Origin of the sequence: Buttiauxella agrestis (genome assembly GCF_900446255.1) — a bacterium.
Lineage (GTDB): Bacteria > Pseudomonadota > Gammaproteobacteria > Enterobacterales > Enterobacteriaceae > Buttiauxella > Buttiauxella agrestis.
The window spans coordinates 238,113-252,786 of record NZ_UIGI01000001.1 but is presented as its reverse complement, the minus strand read 5'-3'; the positions used below and the strand labels follow the sequence as shown (position 1 = coordinate 252,786).

General features: G+C 51.7%; 12 protein-coding genes. All 12 read right to left on the bottom strand.

Going from position 1 to position 14,674, the window contains the following annotated elements:
- Positions 1-508: 508 nt before the first annotated feature.
- The 12 genes from DY231_RS01170 to rhaB all read right to left on the bottom strand — a co-directional run bounded on the left by DY231_RS01170 (position 509) and on the right by rhaB (position 14,551).
- The gene (locus DY231_RS01170; RefSeq protein ID WP_115626990.1) at positions 509-1,315 is read right to left on the bottom strand and encodes a hypothetical protein; all 807 of its coding nucleotides are present in this window, start codon (positions 1,313-1,315) and stop codon (positions 509-511) included.
- Complete coding sequence (locus tag DY231_RS01165; RefSeq protein ID WP_115626989.1) at positions 1,312-2,124, bottom strand: M35 family metalloendopeptidase; 813 nt, start codon at positions 2,122-2,124, stop codon at positions 1,312-1,314. The genes DY231_RS01170 and DY231_RS01165 overlap by 4 nt, the downstream gene beginning before the upstream one ends.
- Entirely contained in the window at positions 2,117-4,426 is a 2,310-nt protein-coding gene (tssI, locus tag DY231_RS01160; protein WP_115626988.1) for a type VI secretion system tip protein TssI/VgrG, read from the bottom strand. The genes DY231_RS01165 and tssI overlap by 8 nt, the downstream gene beginning before the upstream one ends.
- A 282-nt stretch (positions 4,427-4,708) precedes the next feature.
- Entirely contained in the window at positions 4,709-5,038 is a 330-nt protein-coding gene (gene rhaM / locus DY231_RS01150; protein ID WP_115626986.1) for an L-rhamnose mutarotase, read from the bottom strand.
- Positions 5,035-6,183, bottom strand: coding sequence for a lactaldehyde reductase (gene fucO / locus DY231_RS01145; protein WP_115626985.1), 1,149 nt, complete (start codon positions 6,181-6,183; stop codon positions 5,035-5,037). Before fucO ends, rhaM begins: the two co-directional genes overlap by 4 nt.
- Positions 6,184-6,235: 52 nt before the next feature.
- Positions 6,236-7,240 carry an ABC transporter permease gene (locus DY231_RS01140; protein ID WP_115626984.1) on the bottom strand — a complete coding sequence of 335 codons (1,005 nt, stop codon included), beginning with the start codon at positions 7,238-7,240 and terminating at the stop codon, positions 6,236-6,238.
- Positions 7,233-8,240: an ABC transporter permease gene (locus DY231_RS01135; protein WP_034499321.1), complete on the bottom strand. Its 1,008-nt coding sequence runs from the start codon at positions 8,238-8,240 to the stop codon at positions 7,233-7,235. Before DY231_RS01135 ends, DY231_RS01140 begins: the two co-directional genes overlap by 8 nt.
- Complete coding sequence (locus DY231_RS01130; RefSeq protein WP_115626983.1) at positions 8,240-9,751, bottom strand: sugar ABC transporter ATP-binding protein; 1,512 nt, start codon at positions 9,749-9,751, stop codon at positions 8,240-8,242. The genes DY231_RS01135 and DY231_RS01130 overlap by 1 nt, the downstream gene beginning before the upstream one ends.
- A gap of 102 nt (positions 9,752-9,853) precedes the next feature.
- Positions 9,854-10,846: a rhamnose ABC transporter substrate-binding protein gene (gene rhaS, locus DY231_RS01125; protein ID WP_115626982.1), complete on the bottom strand. Its 993-nt coding sequence runs from the start codon at positions 10,844-10,846 to the stop codon at positions 9,854-9,856.
- Between the two features lie 83 nt (positions 10,847-10,929).
- Complete coding sequence (gene rhaD / locus DY231_RS01120; protein ID WP_115626981.1) at positions 10,930-11,754, bottom strand: rhamnulose-1-phosphate aldolase; 825 nt, start codon at positions 11,752-11,754, stop codon at positions 10,930-10,932.
- A 68-nt stretch (positions 11,755-11,822) separates the two neighbouring features.
- Positions 11,823-13,082, bottom strand: a complete 1,260-nt coding sequence (locus DY231_RS01115) for an L-rhamnose isomerase (protein WP_115626980.1) — start codon at positions 13,080-13,082, stop codon at positions 11,823-11,825.
- Complete coding sequence (gene rhaB, locus DY231_RS01110; protein ID WP_115626979.1) at positions 13,079-14,551, bottom strand: rhamnulokinase; 1,473 nt, start codon at positions 14,549-14,551, stop codon at positions 13,079-13,081. Before rhaB ends, DY231_RS01115 begins: the two co-directional genes overlap by 4 nt.
- Positions 14,552-14,674 lie beyond the last annotated feature (123 nt).

The window sequence follows — 14,674 nt, the reverse complement described above, 5'->3', positions numbered from 1 at the left end:
CTTAGTTAAATAGCAGATCAAAATCATCCATATATTTAATCAATTATTTTATTTTCAAGATAATCACTGAGTCCCTTTGAATTATAAAACCTCATGCATAATATAAATACCATATTACTTTCAGTGTTTTTCACGAGTGATTTTGATAAATTAAGCCGACTATAATTGAGATCTAAACACTATTTTAAACTGATAACCTTTACATCACTCAGGAGCAGTTTATGTTGATTTGCACATGCCCGGCCATAAAAAAGACAAAGGGCACCAGAAAGATAATTAACTTTCTCATTTCAACCTCCATAGATAGCCACACCGCTACAAACAGCCCCCACAATCAATAGCATCACCAGTTCTCGCGGTAGACAATTCATCAATTAATATTGCTGGTGAATCCGCAGTAATGACAATTTCGTGGAAGTCATCATGTCAGGAGCCTTTGTCGTTGAGTTTTGCAGCCAGTGACATATTGATCTCCTTGAGCACATTAAAATTTTTACCAAACATAATCCTACCCAACTTTTATACGATCCCCATCAACATTCATTTTCATTTGATTAGTTCTAATTTTAAAATATTCACCCTCTCTCCCACCATTTAAGTAGAATGTTTCCAGGAAATATTTGATAGTATCTTCTGGCTGAGGATTAAACTTACAGAGCACGTCTTCGCTTGTTGAATCGCATGCTTCATATCTAATATTCATTATTCGAAAAAAATATTTATAAATCTTTTTCACGGTAAACCACTTTTCATCCGCTACATAATACTCTAAAGAACCAATATTATACGAGTTGTTTTTCGGAAGGAAATTATAATACCTGCCAAGTTCAAAGTTAAATACAACGTCCTTTCTTGGTTTAATTTCCACCCAGTCATATTCAAAACTCGATTCATCAAATTCACATTTATGTCCACTATAGTCTAGTACAATATTACCAGTAGTGATAAGAAATGACTCTCCACACATCTCAGACGTAGCATTAATATCCGCACCATTATTATCAAGAGCAAGCCTGTTTCTATGTACAAAATAGTTCCCTCTACTTTCATTATTAAATAAAACCGAGGCTAGTAAATGTGAACCCTCCTGCCTTATTAATAATGCGACTTGAATATTATATTTAACCTGTTGATTTTTACTCTCATTTTCACTAATTTTGTAATTAAGAATCGTCTCATCTTCTGATAAGAGATGAGTTTTCCCTATCTCAACTCCATTCGAGTTACCGTACCCATATTTTATTGGAGTTGCATTACCTTGCTGCAAGATAAGAAATGAAAAAAGCAAGGGCATAAAATATATAATATTATTCATTTCACCTTAATCTCAAAATACCTTTCTATATTATAAGAGTTCTTAAACACTTCGGGGTTACCTACGAGTTCAGCCGCAAATTTTTCATAGTTGAAATCTGGATCAAAGTCTACTGTAGGTAAATCCAGTGTTCCCATACCACCATAACTTTCATTATCTACACCGTACCTACAAAGATGAGATAATTCATGACATAGCGTGGATACTTTAGAGTCATGGCCCCAAAGAGGTTTATTTAAAAAATTATGCAATATTTCAATTCGAAGTTTATCTTTGTAACTTTTACGGCGAACCATTACTTTCGTGTTTCCATAATACTTTTCTATTTCTTCATCATCACCTTTAGGAGTACACCCCAAGGTTTGTGTTGATTCTATTCGTGCAGAGCCTGGAGTAATATGTGTATAGTTTAAGAAATTCCCATACAAATTCTCGCCATTCACACATGTGCGGTTCTCAACGGAAATGTTATTACATATTTCTATAAAACGATTAATGCCACTTAGCATAAACTCGCGTGCTTTTACCTTCTCTATTCGTTTTTCAGTTTCATTTCTTGCCGAGTATTTACTTTGTATCTCAACATCTTTATTTATACCAAATATGCGAATAAACTCTTCTTCATCTATGCTTGTCCAATCAGTAAGGTTTTGTTTTCTTTGCGCCAAAACCTTTTTAACGGATATAAATACTTCTTCAATCATAGGTTTAAACTTATCAGATACTAAAAACTCTTTAACACATTCCTTTTTCTGTTCGCTATTAGACTCTGATATTCCATTTTTATTTGCCGAATTTTCATTACTCATATACCCCTCCTTCAACCATATCAATACTCTGATGTAATAATCTAACCTTTACTACTTGCGAACCGTCGGTAGCAAAATTTTCTGTACATCCTTTATTATCAGTCACTCCCCGGAATTGTGTACCATCCTCTAAATACCCTACATAACGTGTATTTGAATAAGGTACTCCATCATCATCTTTAAAAGAAAACTGGATATTGTACTGTTCTGGTTCTGAACCCTCCTCATCGCTCAGACGGCTCAGTACCGCCGCCTGCAGGGTCTTCACAGGCGCTCCCGGACTTCCCCCACCGTTAAGATTGATTTTCAGCCCGGTGATGTCCACGCCGCCGGGGTGGATGACCACAAACGAACTCCCCACCCGCAGCGTGATTTTGATTTGACTCTGCAGCACGATATCACCCTGCGCATCCACACCCAGCGCCCCCGCCACTTTCTGCGCCAGGTCGCCTTTCACTTCCAGGCTGTGATGGCCCTTCACCAGGCTGATATGGTCTTGGGTCGTGTTGTGCTGCTGGCTACCTTTCACCGTTATTTTGCGGTCACGCTCCACATACAGATTGTCATCGCGGCCGCTGTTTCCCCTCCGGTCGCGGGTGACTTTCAGCGTCTGGTCATTGCGTACGGTGATGCTGCGGTCGTGCGCCACGGTGATTGTCTGGTCGTGTCCGACGGCGTTCTCCTTGCCGACTTTTACCGTCTGCCCCAGCCCGACCGTGACCTTCTGGTTATGGCCGATGGTTTCGCTGTGGTCGACTTTCACATTCGTATCGCGGTTATTGAGCACCACCGTCTTCATGTCCTTCTGGGCATGCACCGACAGCAGCTCCTGGCCGGTCTGGTCGTCAAACATTAATTCGTTGTATCCATTACCCTTATACGTCTGCGAGCGTATCGCCATCTGGGTTTTGGTGCCCGGCAGGTCGCCCGGTGCACGGTTGGCGGCGTGATAAGTCCGTCCGGTGATAATCGGCTGGTCCGGGTCGCCGTTGAGGAAATCGACAATCACCTCCTGGCCGACGCGCGGGATGGCGATGTTGCCGAATCCGGTGCCTGCCCACGCCTGAGAGACGCGCACCCAGCACGAGCTTTCTTCGTTGCTTTTGTTGTAGCGGTCCCAGGCAAATTTCACCGTCACGCGCCCGTGCTCGTCGCAGTAGATTTCTTCCCCGGCCGGACCGGTGACAATGCCGATTTGCGGGCCGTCCACCAGCGGTTTCAGTAACGGCGCAGGGCGCCAGGTCTGTGTGGCAGGGATAACATGAAAGCGGTTGGTGAGCGTGGTGCCCTGGCCGGAGCTGCCGATTTGCGCCTGCGGCTGGCTGCCGGTCATCTCGCTCGACACCACCTGCCACGGGCTGTTTAAATCTTCACGCGGATGGTCGGTAAGGGTGAACCAGCGCCCCGGCTGTAACTGCGGGCAGTTACTGGTACCGCTGGCAAAATCGACGTTATTGCGCCAGCCGTCCATCTGATATTTCGCAAAATCGGCCCCGTGCTGTTCATCCTTAAAACGCCCCGGATAGTCAAAAATCTCATAATCCGGGCGCTGATACGACAGGTCTGCCCCTTCTTCCTGATACTGCGCCTGCCAGTTCGGCGCGGTGAAGGTGCAATCCTGGGTGGTGACTTTTGCCGGGCGGATTTGCGCGCTGCGGCGAAAGGTGTTGATGCAGTAGGTGGAGGATTCCGAGGCGGCATTCGGGTTATACGGAAAAGCCCCTAGGCCGCGCAGGTTGCTGCGGTCATCGGTGAAGGTCAGCTTCTGGTCACGGTCATCCAGATATTCATCCTCGAAGAAAAAAATGCCTTCTTCGGCGGCGAGGCGGGCAATGAAATCGTAATCCGATTCCATAAACTGAACACAGAATTCGCGCGGCGGATGCGGACGCCGGAACAGCGCGTCATGCGTGCGGATACGCATTTCTTTGAGCAACTTTGCGAAGATGTACTGGATGTCGTAATTCTGAAAGCTGCGGCAGTTCTGCCGTTGCGAGCTGCGCCAGAACTCCGGGCGCACCGTCATCGAGTAAAGCGTCTGGTGCTTGCCGCTGTCACCCTGTTCGCAGAAGGTGACGATCCCGCGTACCCGGCGCTTAATCACCTCGCCCTGCCAGATGGTGAGCAGCGCGTATTCATCGAGAATGGCTTTAAAGCCAATCGCCGGGTCATTGCAGGCGACGGAGATATCCAGGCTGAACAGGGAAGAGAGGGACTGTTTAAGCTTAAAGTTCACCACCGCAAAGGTGTCCGCCGGAGTACGCCCGGCGGTGAAGGTAAAGCGGGTGCCGTCTGAAGCCATGATGGAAGCCCTTTCCTGTCCGTGGAATTATTGACCAGAGCTAATAGTTGAAACTGAACTATTAGCCTGATAAATGCAATAAAATCAAATTGATAGCTTGGTTATACGGTAAAGAGAAGGTAGGATGTTGATTGTGATAAACGTCACATAATGAAAAATCTGGATGTGGACAGAAGCAGGTTTGGTTTTCGATTAACAACATCAAGAAAATAGAGAACAAGAAGCCAGAAATAGTATTCAGGTCAAAAAAGCGGGCAAGAGTAAAATCCTGCCCGCTACCCATTACTCCAAATAAAACACCTCTTTCAGCTCCGCACTCACCGGGCTGTTGTCGGCATTACTCGGCATGATTTCGCTCATATGCTTCCACCAGCGCTGGCAAACTTCCGTTTGGGCAACCGCGTTCCAGCGGGCTTCGGACTCAATCTCTACCGTGGCAAAAAGTAGGTTACGTGCTGCATCAAGATAAATAGCGTAGTGATGAGCACCGTGCTGTTTAAGTACCGCTTCCAGCTCCGGCCAAATCGGCGTATGGCGGCGTTGATATTCTTCATGAGCATCGGAATTCACCTGCATTACAAAAGCTTTGCGGATCCCTCCCTTGTTGATCATAGTGCCTCCAGGTAAAGCTCGCGCACTTCCTCACGTGTTGCCGGGCGTGGATTACACCCTGCGCATGGGTCAGCCAGAGCGTTATCCAGCCAGCCTTCGATATCTGCAGTTTGAATTCCAAGCTGGCTAAAGCCAGATGGAATGCCAACGCGAGTAGAAAGCGCACGAATCGCCAGAATCGCCTCAAAACTGGCTTCTTCTTCGTTCATACCCTGAGTATTCACGCCCATCGCTGCGGCAACTTTCGCAAAACGTGCAACGGCTTTCGGGCGGTTAAAGGCTTCGATGACGGGCAACAAGATGGCATTACATACGCCGTGCGGCAGGTTGTGCGTCGCACCCGGCTGGTGTGCCAACGCGTGCACCAGGCCAAGGCCGGCGCTATTAAATGCCATTCCCGCCAGGTATTGGCCGTAAGCCATCATTTCACGCGCTTCGAGGTTGTGCCCTTCGTCGACGGCTGTTGGCAACCACTGGCTAATCAGGCGAATAGACTCCAGTGCGTTGGCGTCGGTCAGCGGGTGAGCGGCAACGGAAACATAGGCTTCGATAGCGTGAGTCAGCGCGTCCATGCCGGTTGCGGCGGTCACACTTGCCGGGATATCGAGCATCACGCTTGCATCATCCACAGCGATATCCGGGATCAGGTTGGTGTCGATAATCACTTCTTTCACATGGCGCACAGAATCGATGATCACCGCATTGCTGGTCATCTCCGCAGCCGTTCCTGCCGTGGTGTTGATTGCCACCAGCGGCACGCCTGGGTTGGTGACTTTGCCTACGCCAGAATATGCGGTGGATGGGCCAGGGTTTGCCGTCAGGATTTTCACCGCTTTGGCGGTATCAATCGGGCTGCCGCCACCGAAGGCAATCAGGTAATCGCAACTTGCCGCCTGGTACGCGGCAAAACCTTTTTGCACCAGTTCTTCGGTCGGGTTCGGGAACACTTCGTCGAACAGTTCGTAAGAAAGTTGATGTTCATCGAGCGCACTAAACAGGCTGTCGAGCAGACCCATTTTCACCAGTTGCCCGTCGGTAATCACTAATGCTTTTCCCCAGGGTTTAGCGGCAATTAATTTCACCATATCGCCGATGGCACCTGCGCCGTGAAGGCTGATTTTTGGTAAGGCCAACATAAAGCTCATTGCTATTCTCCTTAATATTATGACGATGGCCACCCGGCCATCGCCTCGGTATTCAGCGCCGTGTCCGTTGCATAATGCGGCGGGTAATAATGGGTAGAGAAATCACGGTAATCAGCATCGCGCCGACAATAATCGACATCACGATGCCCGGCACATTCAAAAGACTGAGTCCGAAGGTAACGAGACCCATCAGGAACGCGGCAATAATCACGCCCGCCATGCTGCCAGAGCCGCCCAGAATATTGACGCCGCCCAACACCGCCATGGTGACTACGCTTAACTCCCAACCCATAGCAATGGTTGGGCGTGTGCTGCCAAGACGTGAGGTCAGCAACACGGAGGCAAGCCCTGCCATCACGCCCACCAGCACAAACAACATCAGGTTGTGACGTTTCACGTTGATGCCGGAATACCACGCGCCGGTCGGGTTATTGCCGATGGCGTAAGTCCGGCGGCCAAAGTTAGTTTTATGCAGCAGGAAGGCGAAAACCGCCCCCAGCACAATGAAGAGCGCAAATTCAAACGACAGCGCCCCCCAGACATAGCCCTGCCCAAACCAGGCAAAACTTTCCGGGTAGTGGTTTAGCGCCTGGTCGCCCAGCAAAATGTAGGTAATGCCGCGATACAGACTCATGGTACCGATGGTGATAACAATCGAAGAAAGGTTAAAACGCGTAACCAGCAGGCCGTTGAACAAACCGCACAACAACCCGACGCCAAGCCCGATGCACACCAGCCCTGCGGTATCGACACCTGCCTGAGCGCAAAAGCCCATGGCCGTTGAACTGAGCGCAATGGTTGACGCTACAGACAAGTCGATTTCACGGGCGATAATCAACATCGCCATCGGCAAGACGATGATCGCTTTTTCCGTGAAGTTAAAGGTGGCATCTGACAGGTTCCAGATGTTGAGGAAATACGGTGAAGCGAGCGCATTTACCACAAACACCGCCAGCGTTACCGCCAGTAAAAAGGACTCCCAGCACAGCAAGCGACGCAACAGCGGAGCCGCTCCAGCCTGCGGAGGCACAGATTCAGAGATCAGCGTTTTATTCATGGCTCGCTCCCGAAGTTTGTCGTGCAAGCGCTGCGTCGCGCAGAATCAGCCGCCCTTTGCGTTTATTGCCGCGTTCGTTAAGCAGCACCGCAATCACAATCACCGCACCCGATATCGCCATTTGCCAGAATGGCGATACGCCAATCACCGGCAGCGCGTTGTTGATCACGCCGAGGAACAGAGCGCCCAGCAGGCATCCGAGCACGCGACCGATTCCACCCATGGTGCTAATTCCACCAATCACACAGGCTGCGACGATTTGCAGTTCAAAACCGTTAGCTACGTCGACATACGCAACGGCAAATCGAGAAATCCACAAATAGCCGCAAAAACCGGCCAGCGCCCCCGAGAGGCTAAAACTGATGAACTGCATTTTCCCGGCATTGATTCCGGTGTAATACGCCGCCGTCGCGTTGCCGCCCGCGGTGTACATCGCCCGCCCGGTGCGGCTGTAACGCAAGAAATACCCCACCAGCAAAAGGGCAGCGACCGCACACCAACTCAGCAACGGCATGCCCAGCACGACCGCACGCGGCAATCCGAGAAAATCGCTACTCATCTGATGCGCATTAATCCAGCCGCCGTTTGAGAGCAGGAAGATGATGCCGCGATAAATACTCATGGTGCCCAGCGTGACGACAATCGCCGGAATGCCGAGCTTCCAGACCAGCAAACCGTTAATCACCCCCATCACCAGACCAAGAACGGTCGCCAGGGATAGCAGCGCCCAGACCGGGATTTGCGGATAGTGGAAGTTAAGCAAGGCGACAATCATGCCGGTGAGCGCCAGGTTCGCCGCCATCGACAAATCAATGCCTTTGGTCAGCAGCACCATCATCTGGCCGAGGGCGAGAATGATCAGAATCGAGGTGTCATTGAACATTTCTACGAGGTTGCCGGGCGCCAGGAACGACGGCACGCGGCTGCCAATCCCCAGAATCATCAGCAAGATGACGCCCGCCAGCAGGAATTCGCGATGTTTGAGAAGAGATTGCCACATTATGCTGCCTCCTCATGGGAACCGCTGGCGGCGCTGACAATCATCTCAGCACTCGCTTCACCCGCCTCAAATTGCGCCACCATCAGCCCTTCGTGCATCACGATAATGCGATCCGCCATGCCCATCACTTCCGGCAATTCGGACGACACCATAATCACCGCCAGGCCGTGGCCGACCAACTCGGACATAAACTGGTGCACCGCCGCTTTCGAGCCGATGTCGATTCCTTTGGTCGGTTCGTCGAGAATGATGACTTCCGGCTGAGTCGCCAGCCATTTGCCGATCACCACCTTCTGCTGGTTGCCGCCGGAAAGCGTTTCAACCGGCTGTTTCCAGCTAAAGGCTTTTACCTGTAACCGTTTGGCGTATTCGTCCGCCAGCGCCCATTCGCGCGCATCGTTTAAGATACCGCGCGGGTTAAGGCGGCTCAGTTGCGGCAGGCTAATGTTTTGATAAATCGGCAGTTCGATAATCGCGCCCTGCTTCTGGCGCTCTTCCGGCACGCAAACAATCCCGGCTTTGATCGCGTCCGCTGGCTGGCGGAACTGCATCGCCTGGCCATTGAGCAAGATTTCGCCGTGGGACGGGCGCGAAACCCCCGATAGCGCCTGCATTAACTCGGTACGCCCGGCACCGACTAAGCCGTAGAAACCGAGGATTTCCCCTTTGCGTAACTGGAAGTCGATATGGGCAAATTCGGTTGGATGGCAGAGGTCTTTCACCTCCAGCACCACCTCGCCTGGCTCGCAATTCACTTTCGGGAAGGCGTGAGTAATTTCCCGACCGACCATCATCGTGACCATCCGCTCTTCGGTTATCTCGCTGATTTGTCCGGAACTGATATAGATACCGTCGCGCAAAATGGTGTAGTGATCGGCGATGGCAAAAATCTCGTCGAACTTGTGCGAGATAAACAGAATCGCTTTCCCCTCGGCTTTCAGGCGCTCGACGATTTGATAGAACTCGACAATTTCATGCTGCGAAAGTGCGGCGGTCGGTTCATCCAGAATCACCACTTGCGCTTCAAACGACAGCGCGCGGGCAATCGCCACCATGTGACGTTGGGCAATACTCAGCGTTTTGAGCGTGGCGCGAGGGTTAATTTGCACTTCCAGGCGAGTGAGGATGTCTTGCGCTTGTTGGTGCATGGCGGGCCAGTCGAGCTTCTTGAAGAAGCCGCGATAAATATAGTGGCCGACAAAAATATTTTCGGTGACGGTCAGTTCATCGAACAGCACCGTTTCCTGATGAATCGCCGTGATGCCGACTTTATGCGCCGCTTCCGGGTTTGGCAGCGTTATCGGTATCGCTTTATAAAGCAGTTCGCCCTCTTCCGGCTGATAAATCCCGGTCATGACTTTAACCAGTGTGGATTTACCTGCGCCGTTTTCACCGATAAGCGCCGTGACTTTTCCTGGCCACAAATCGAGGTGGACGTTTTCAAGCGCGCGCACACCGGGGAAGACTTTCGTTATCCCCTTCAGGGACAGCAATGGTGTAGTGAGTGTCATGGTAAATTCCCCATCCAAAATGGTGGATGGCGCGAACGCTTATCCACCCTACGTTTGGCCTTTGTAGGGCGGGTAAGCAAAGCGTCACCCGCCAATACCCAATCAGAATATTTTGGAGAATTTATCGATGTTGCTGGCATCGTAAACAAACGGCTCAGCCATCGCGCCGCTGCCGTCGGCATCCAGCTTCACTTTGCCCAGTTTGCCCATGCTGGCTTCGGTTTTGGTCGCCGTCCCTTTCACTAAATCGTCCGCCAGATACGTGGCGGCGTAACCCAAATCAATCGGGTTCCAGATAGCAAAACTTTTCGACGCGCCAGATTTCACCGCACCCGCCATTTCAGACGGTAAACCCAGGCCCGTCACATAAACTTTGCCGATTTTGCCCTGGTCTTTCACCGCTTGCGCCGCGGCAACAATCCCGACGGACGACGGCGAGACTATCACTTTTAAATCCGGGTAGGATTTCAACAGGCCGACGGTTTCACGGTAGCTTTTATCAGACAGATCATCGCCATAAGCGACCGTCACCAGGTTCACGGAAGGGTATTTCGGCAGCACCTTTTTCATCTCAGCAATCCAGATATTCTGGTTAGTTGAGGTGGGTGTTGCGCTCAGAATCGCGACATCACCCTTTTCCAGATTCATCGCTTTTAAAGCATCAGCCGCCAGCTTGACGTTGGTTTCGCCAATCAACGCGTTATTGGAAGGATTAAGGTGAATCTGGCGGCCCTCTTTTGCCACGCCGGAATCCCATGAAACCACTTTAATGCCGCGCTGCATGGCCTTTTTCAGCACCGGAACCAGCGCGTCAGGGTCATTGGCAGAAATAGCAATGGCATCAACACCCTGAGCGATCAAGCCGTTGAGAACTTCAATTTGTGCTTCGGCGGTTGTCGTCGTGGGGCCAGTATAAATAACTTTTACATCCCCCAACTCTTTGGCGGCTTCCTGCGCCCCGACGTTTGCTGCTTCAAAGAAACCATTCCCGAGGGATTTCGCCACCAGCGCGATTTTCACTTCAGCAAGGGCAGAGCTGGACAGAGCCAGTGCGACAACGGTGAGCGTACAACCTAATATTGCTTTAGTTTTCATTGCTTGTACTCCGATGTATGTAGGGTTTGCAGGTGTTTTTTATTTTTGTCATAGAGCGGGTTAACCCGCTCTATGTTTACGACTTAAAGCTCTAAAGCACTGGCTAATGGGGTGACACCAAAACGCTTGCCGAGCGCGATAAGCTCATCACGAGAAATGGTTTGTTTCATGCCACCCATCGAAATGACTTTTACCAATACTTCGGCAGACTTCTCGGCGGTATCAATAAGACCAAACGCTTCATCAAGCGTCGGGCCGCTACCGAATACCCCGTGGAACGGCCACAACACCAGCGAATGTTTTGTCATCTCGCCAGCGGTCGCCGTGCCAATTTCATCGGTGCCCGGTACCATCCACGGCAGAATGCCCACGCCGTCCGGGAACACCACCAGACACTCGGTGCTGCCTTCCCACAATTTGCGGGTAATCACGTCGGTCGTGTTTTCCAGCACGTACGTCAGGGCAATCAGGTTGGTGGCGTGGCAATGCATAATGACGCGATCTTTTCCGCCGGTGATTTTGATACGCACGCTGTGTGACTGGAAATGCGAAGCCAGTTCCGAAGTCGGCACCGCTTCGTTCTCCAGCCCCCACAAAATGTGGTAGCCCGTACCGCGATTGTCCACTTTCACCACGCCAATATTTGCTGCCGGGTCGAGCTGCACGTTACGGAAGAATTTGCCGGAACCGGTCACGATGAACGGCGTGTTCGCCAGTTCAGGCATCGGCTGGCTTAGGGCGATATAACGCGGAGCGGCGTGGAATTCAGCCTGGAATGGCGTGATATCCGCTTCATCCAGACGCATGGTGATGTTGCCGCCATTGCGCTCGTCCCAGCCTTTCAGCCAGGCGTCGCTCGTTGCTTTGATCATGCCTTCTACAAACCAGGCGTTAAGGATGTTCTGCATAGTCTTGTGGTTCCTGTTGTGTTCATTTTTCCCCTTCTCCCTCAGGGAGAAGGTTGGGATGAGGGTGGTTAAGCGCGTTGGCTCAACACGTCTTTTTCATAAGTCCGCACTGTTTTCAGCCACTGGGCATCAACCGGCGTGTCGTTGCGCTGGCAGTACATTTCCCAGACCGCCGCCCAGGGCAGCGATTTTTGCTCTTCAAGCAATGCCAGACGCGCGGTGTAATCGCCTTCCAGCTCGAGCTGGCGCAGGGTTTCAGTTGGCTCAAGCAGCGCACGCAGCAGCGCTTTCTTCATATTGCGCGTGCCGATAACCCACGCGGCGATGCGGTTAATGGAGGCGTCGAAGAAATCCAGGCCGATGTGCACACGATCGAACAGATCGTGGCGAATAATCTCGCTGGCGATCGCCTGAGTTTCATCATCCAGCAGCACCACGTGGTCGCTGTCCCAACGCACCGGACGGCTCACATGCAGCAGCAGGCGCGGCACATACAACATGGCGCTGGAGATTTTGTCGGAGATAACTTCGGTCGGATGGAAGTGGCCCGCATCCAGACACAGTGCGGTCTGGCGGCTGGTCGCGTAACCAAAATAGAATTCGTTGGAGCCGACGGTGTAGCTTTCCGCACCGATACCGAACAGTTTGCTTTCTACCGCGTCGATGTGGTGTTGCGGATTGAGTTTTTCGCTCATCGCTTCATCAAGGGCGGCGACTAAACGCTGGCGCGGGGCCAGTCGGTCAACGGTGATGTCTTTCATGCCATCCGGGATCCAGATGTTCATGACTGACGGCGTGCCCAATTGTTCGCCGAAGTACGCGGACACTTTGCGGCTGGCCTTAACGTGGTCAATCCAGAACTGGCGGATTTCATCATTAGCGTGCGAAAGCGTAAAACCGTCGGCGCTTAACGGGTGCGAGAAACAAGACGGGTTAAAATCCAGCCCTAGTTTGTTGGTTTTCGCCCACTCAACCCAGTTTTTAAAATGTTCTGGTTTGATTTTGTCGCGGGAAACCGGCTGTTCAGACTCCAGATAAATCGCGTGCAGATTCAGGCGTTTTGGCCCAGGAATCAGGCTTAATGCGCGTTCCAGATCCGAGCGTAATTCAGCGGCATTGCGCGCTTTACCCGGGTAATTGCCCGTCGCCTGAATCCCGCCGCTCAGCGCGCCTTCCGGGTTTTCAAATCCGGCAACGTCATCGCCCTGCCAGCAGTGCATAGAAACCGGTAAACGGTCGAGCTGTTGCAGTGCGGCTTCAACATCAACACCGACAGCAGCAAAGCGCTGTTTCGCCAGTTCCCAGGCTGTTTCAAGAGATGTGGTCATGCGCAAAACTCCTTTCGTGTTTGAATGTTCAGCGGAAACTGCGCGATATAGCGGGCAATTTCGCTTTCTGTTTCGGGGGAAAAAGATTTCAGTTCATAGTTGGCGGCGACAACTTTGCGGAAGTCATCGACATCAGTGATTTCGTCCAGCGCCATTAACTGGCAGCCGATATTGCCGAGCGTTGAGGCTTCAATCGGCCCGGCGAACACCGGAATACCGCAGGCATCGGCGCATAGCTGATTGAGTAAGGCGTTCTGGCTACCGCCACCGACAATGTGCAGGCAGCTAAACGGGCGGCCACGGACGGTGGCGAGTTCTGACAGCGTTTTGGCATACAGCAGCGCCAGGCTGTCGAAAATGCAGCGCGCCAGTTCGTTGTCGGTGAACGGCACCGGCTGGTTGCTTTCGCGACACGCTGCCTGAATTTCGCGGCTCATGCTTTCCGGATTAATAAAACGATCGTCGTTCGGGTTGATCACAAAACGGCAGGCCGGAGTTTGTCTGGTACGATCGATAAGATCTGACAGATCGGTGATGCCCAGTTCGCGGGTCACGCGCTGCAATAGCCACAGGCCCATAATGTTTTTCAGTACCCGATAGCGCCCTTCCGCACCACCTTCGTTGGTGATGTTGGCGGCCAGCGCCGCGCTATTGGCATAAGGCGTTTTGCTCTCAAAACCCATCAGCGACCAGGTGCCGGAAGAGAGATACGCGGCATCTTTGTCTTTCAGCGGAGCACCAATCACCGCGCTGGCGGTGTCATGCGTGGCAACCGAAACCACCGGGATTTTGTTGCCTTCACGGCAAATCCACTGGCCGATGACGTTGCCCGGATGCGTCGGTGTGCCGAACCATTTATGCGGCACGCCCGCCCAGTCGAGCAGCGTTTCATCCCAGTTGTCGCTGTTGATATTCACCAGTTGCGTGGTGGTCGCGTTGGTATATTCCCAGTTCAGTGCGCCAGTCAGGCGGAAGCAGAAATAGTCCGGGATCAACAGGGCGTGCTCGACGTTATCGATCAGTTCCGGCTGCTGTTCCACCAGTGCACGGAACTGATAGAGCGTGTTAAATGGCAGGAATTGAATGCCGGTGCGGCGGTAAATATCTTCACGCCCCAACTGCTTAAACGCGGTGTCCATGACGCCATCGGTACGGCTGTCGCGGTAGGAAATGGGCTGCCCGACGCGTTTGCCTTCGCGGTCAATCAGCACGTAATCCACACCCCAGGTGTCGATGCCGATGCTGTCGATAGAAATGCCTTCGTCACAGGCTTTTTGCAGGCCGGTACGGATTTCATCTTCCAGCGCGTCGACGTCCCAGACGGTGGAAGCTTCGGCCAGTTTTAAGCAGTTAGTGAAACGATGAATTTCGCGCAGGCAGATACTGCGAGTGTCGCTATCAAAACGCGCCAGCATGACACGGCCGCTTGATGCGCCCAGGTCTACCGCAACACTATGGCGTAGAGTCATTTTGGGGGTCCTTGCTAAATTAATTGCCCCCACTCTAAAAAGTAACGCCGTCGTCCACCTTCTCGACACTGACAGTGCCTACCAGCCGTTGGCAAAAAGGCAAAGGTGAACGTGAGTGATGTC

Coding starts and splice junctions, on each gene's coding strand:
- DY231_RS01170 (WP_115626990.1), bottom strand. CDS start 1,315: ATGAATAATATTATATATTTTATGCCCTTGCTTTTTTCATTTCTTATC.
- DY231_RS01165 (WP_115626989.1), bottom strand. CDS start 2,124: ATGAGTAATGAAAATTCGGCAAATAAAAATGGAATATCAGAGTCTAAT.
- tssI (WP_115626988.1), bottom strand. CDS start 4,426: ATGGCTTCAGACGGCACCCGCTTTACCTTCACCGCCGGGCGTACTCCG.
- rhaM (WP_115626986.1), bottom strand. CDS start 5,038: ATGATCAACAAGGGAGGGATCCGCAAAGCTTTTGTAATGCAGGTGAAT.
- fucO (WP_115626985.1), bottom strand. CDS start 6,183: ATGAGCTTTATGTTGGCCTTACCAAAAATCAGCCTTCACGGCGCAGGT.
- DY231_RS01140 (WP_115626984.1), bottom strand. CDS start 7,240: ATGAATAAAACGCTGATCTCTGAATCTGTGCCTCCGCAGGCTGGAGCG.
- DY231_RS01135 (WP_034499321.1), bottom strand. CDS start 8,240: ATGTGGCAATCTCTTCTCAAACATCGCGAATTCCTGCTGGCGGGCGTC.
- DY231_RS01130 (WP_115626983.1), bottom strand. CDS start 9,751: ATGACACTCACTACACCATTGCTGTCCCTGAAGGGGATAACGAAAGTC.
- rhaS (WP_115626982.1), bottom strand. CDS start 10,846: ATGAAAACTAAAGCAATATTAGGTTGTACGCTCACCGTTGTCGCACTG.
- rhaD (WP_115626981.1), bottom strand. CDS start 11,754: ATGCAGAACATCCTTAACGCCTGGTTTGTAGAAGGCATGATCAAAGCA.
- DY231_RS01115 (WP_115626980.1), bottom strand. CDS start 13,082: ATGACCACATCTCTTGAAACAGCCTGGGAACTGGCGAAACAGCGCTTT.
- rhaB (WP_115626979.1), bottom strand. CDS start 14,551: ATGACTCTACGCCATAGTGTTGCGGTAGACCTGGGCGCATCAAGCGGC.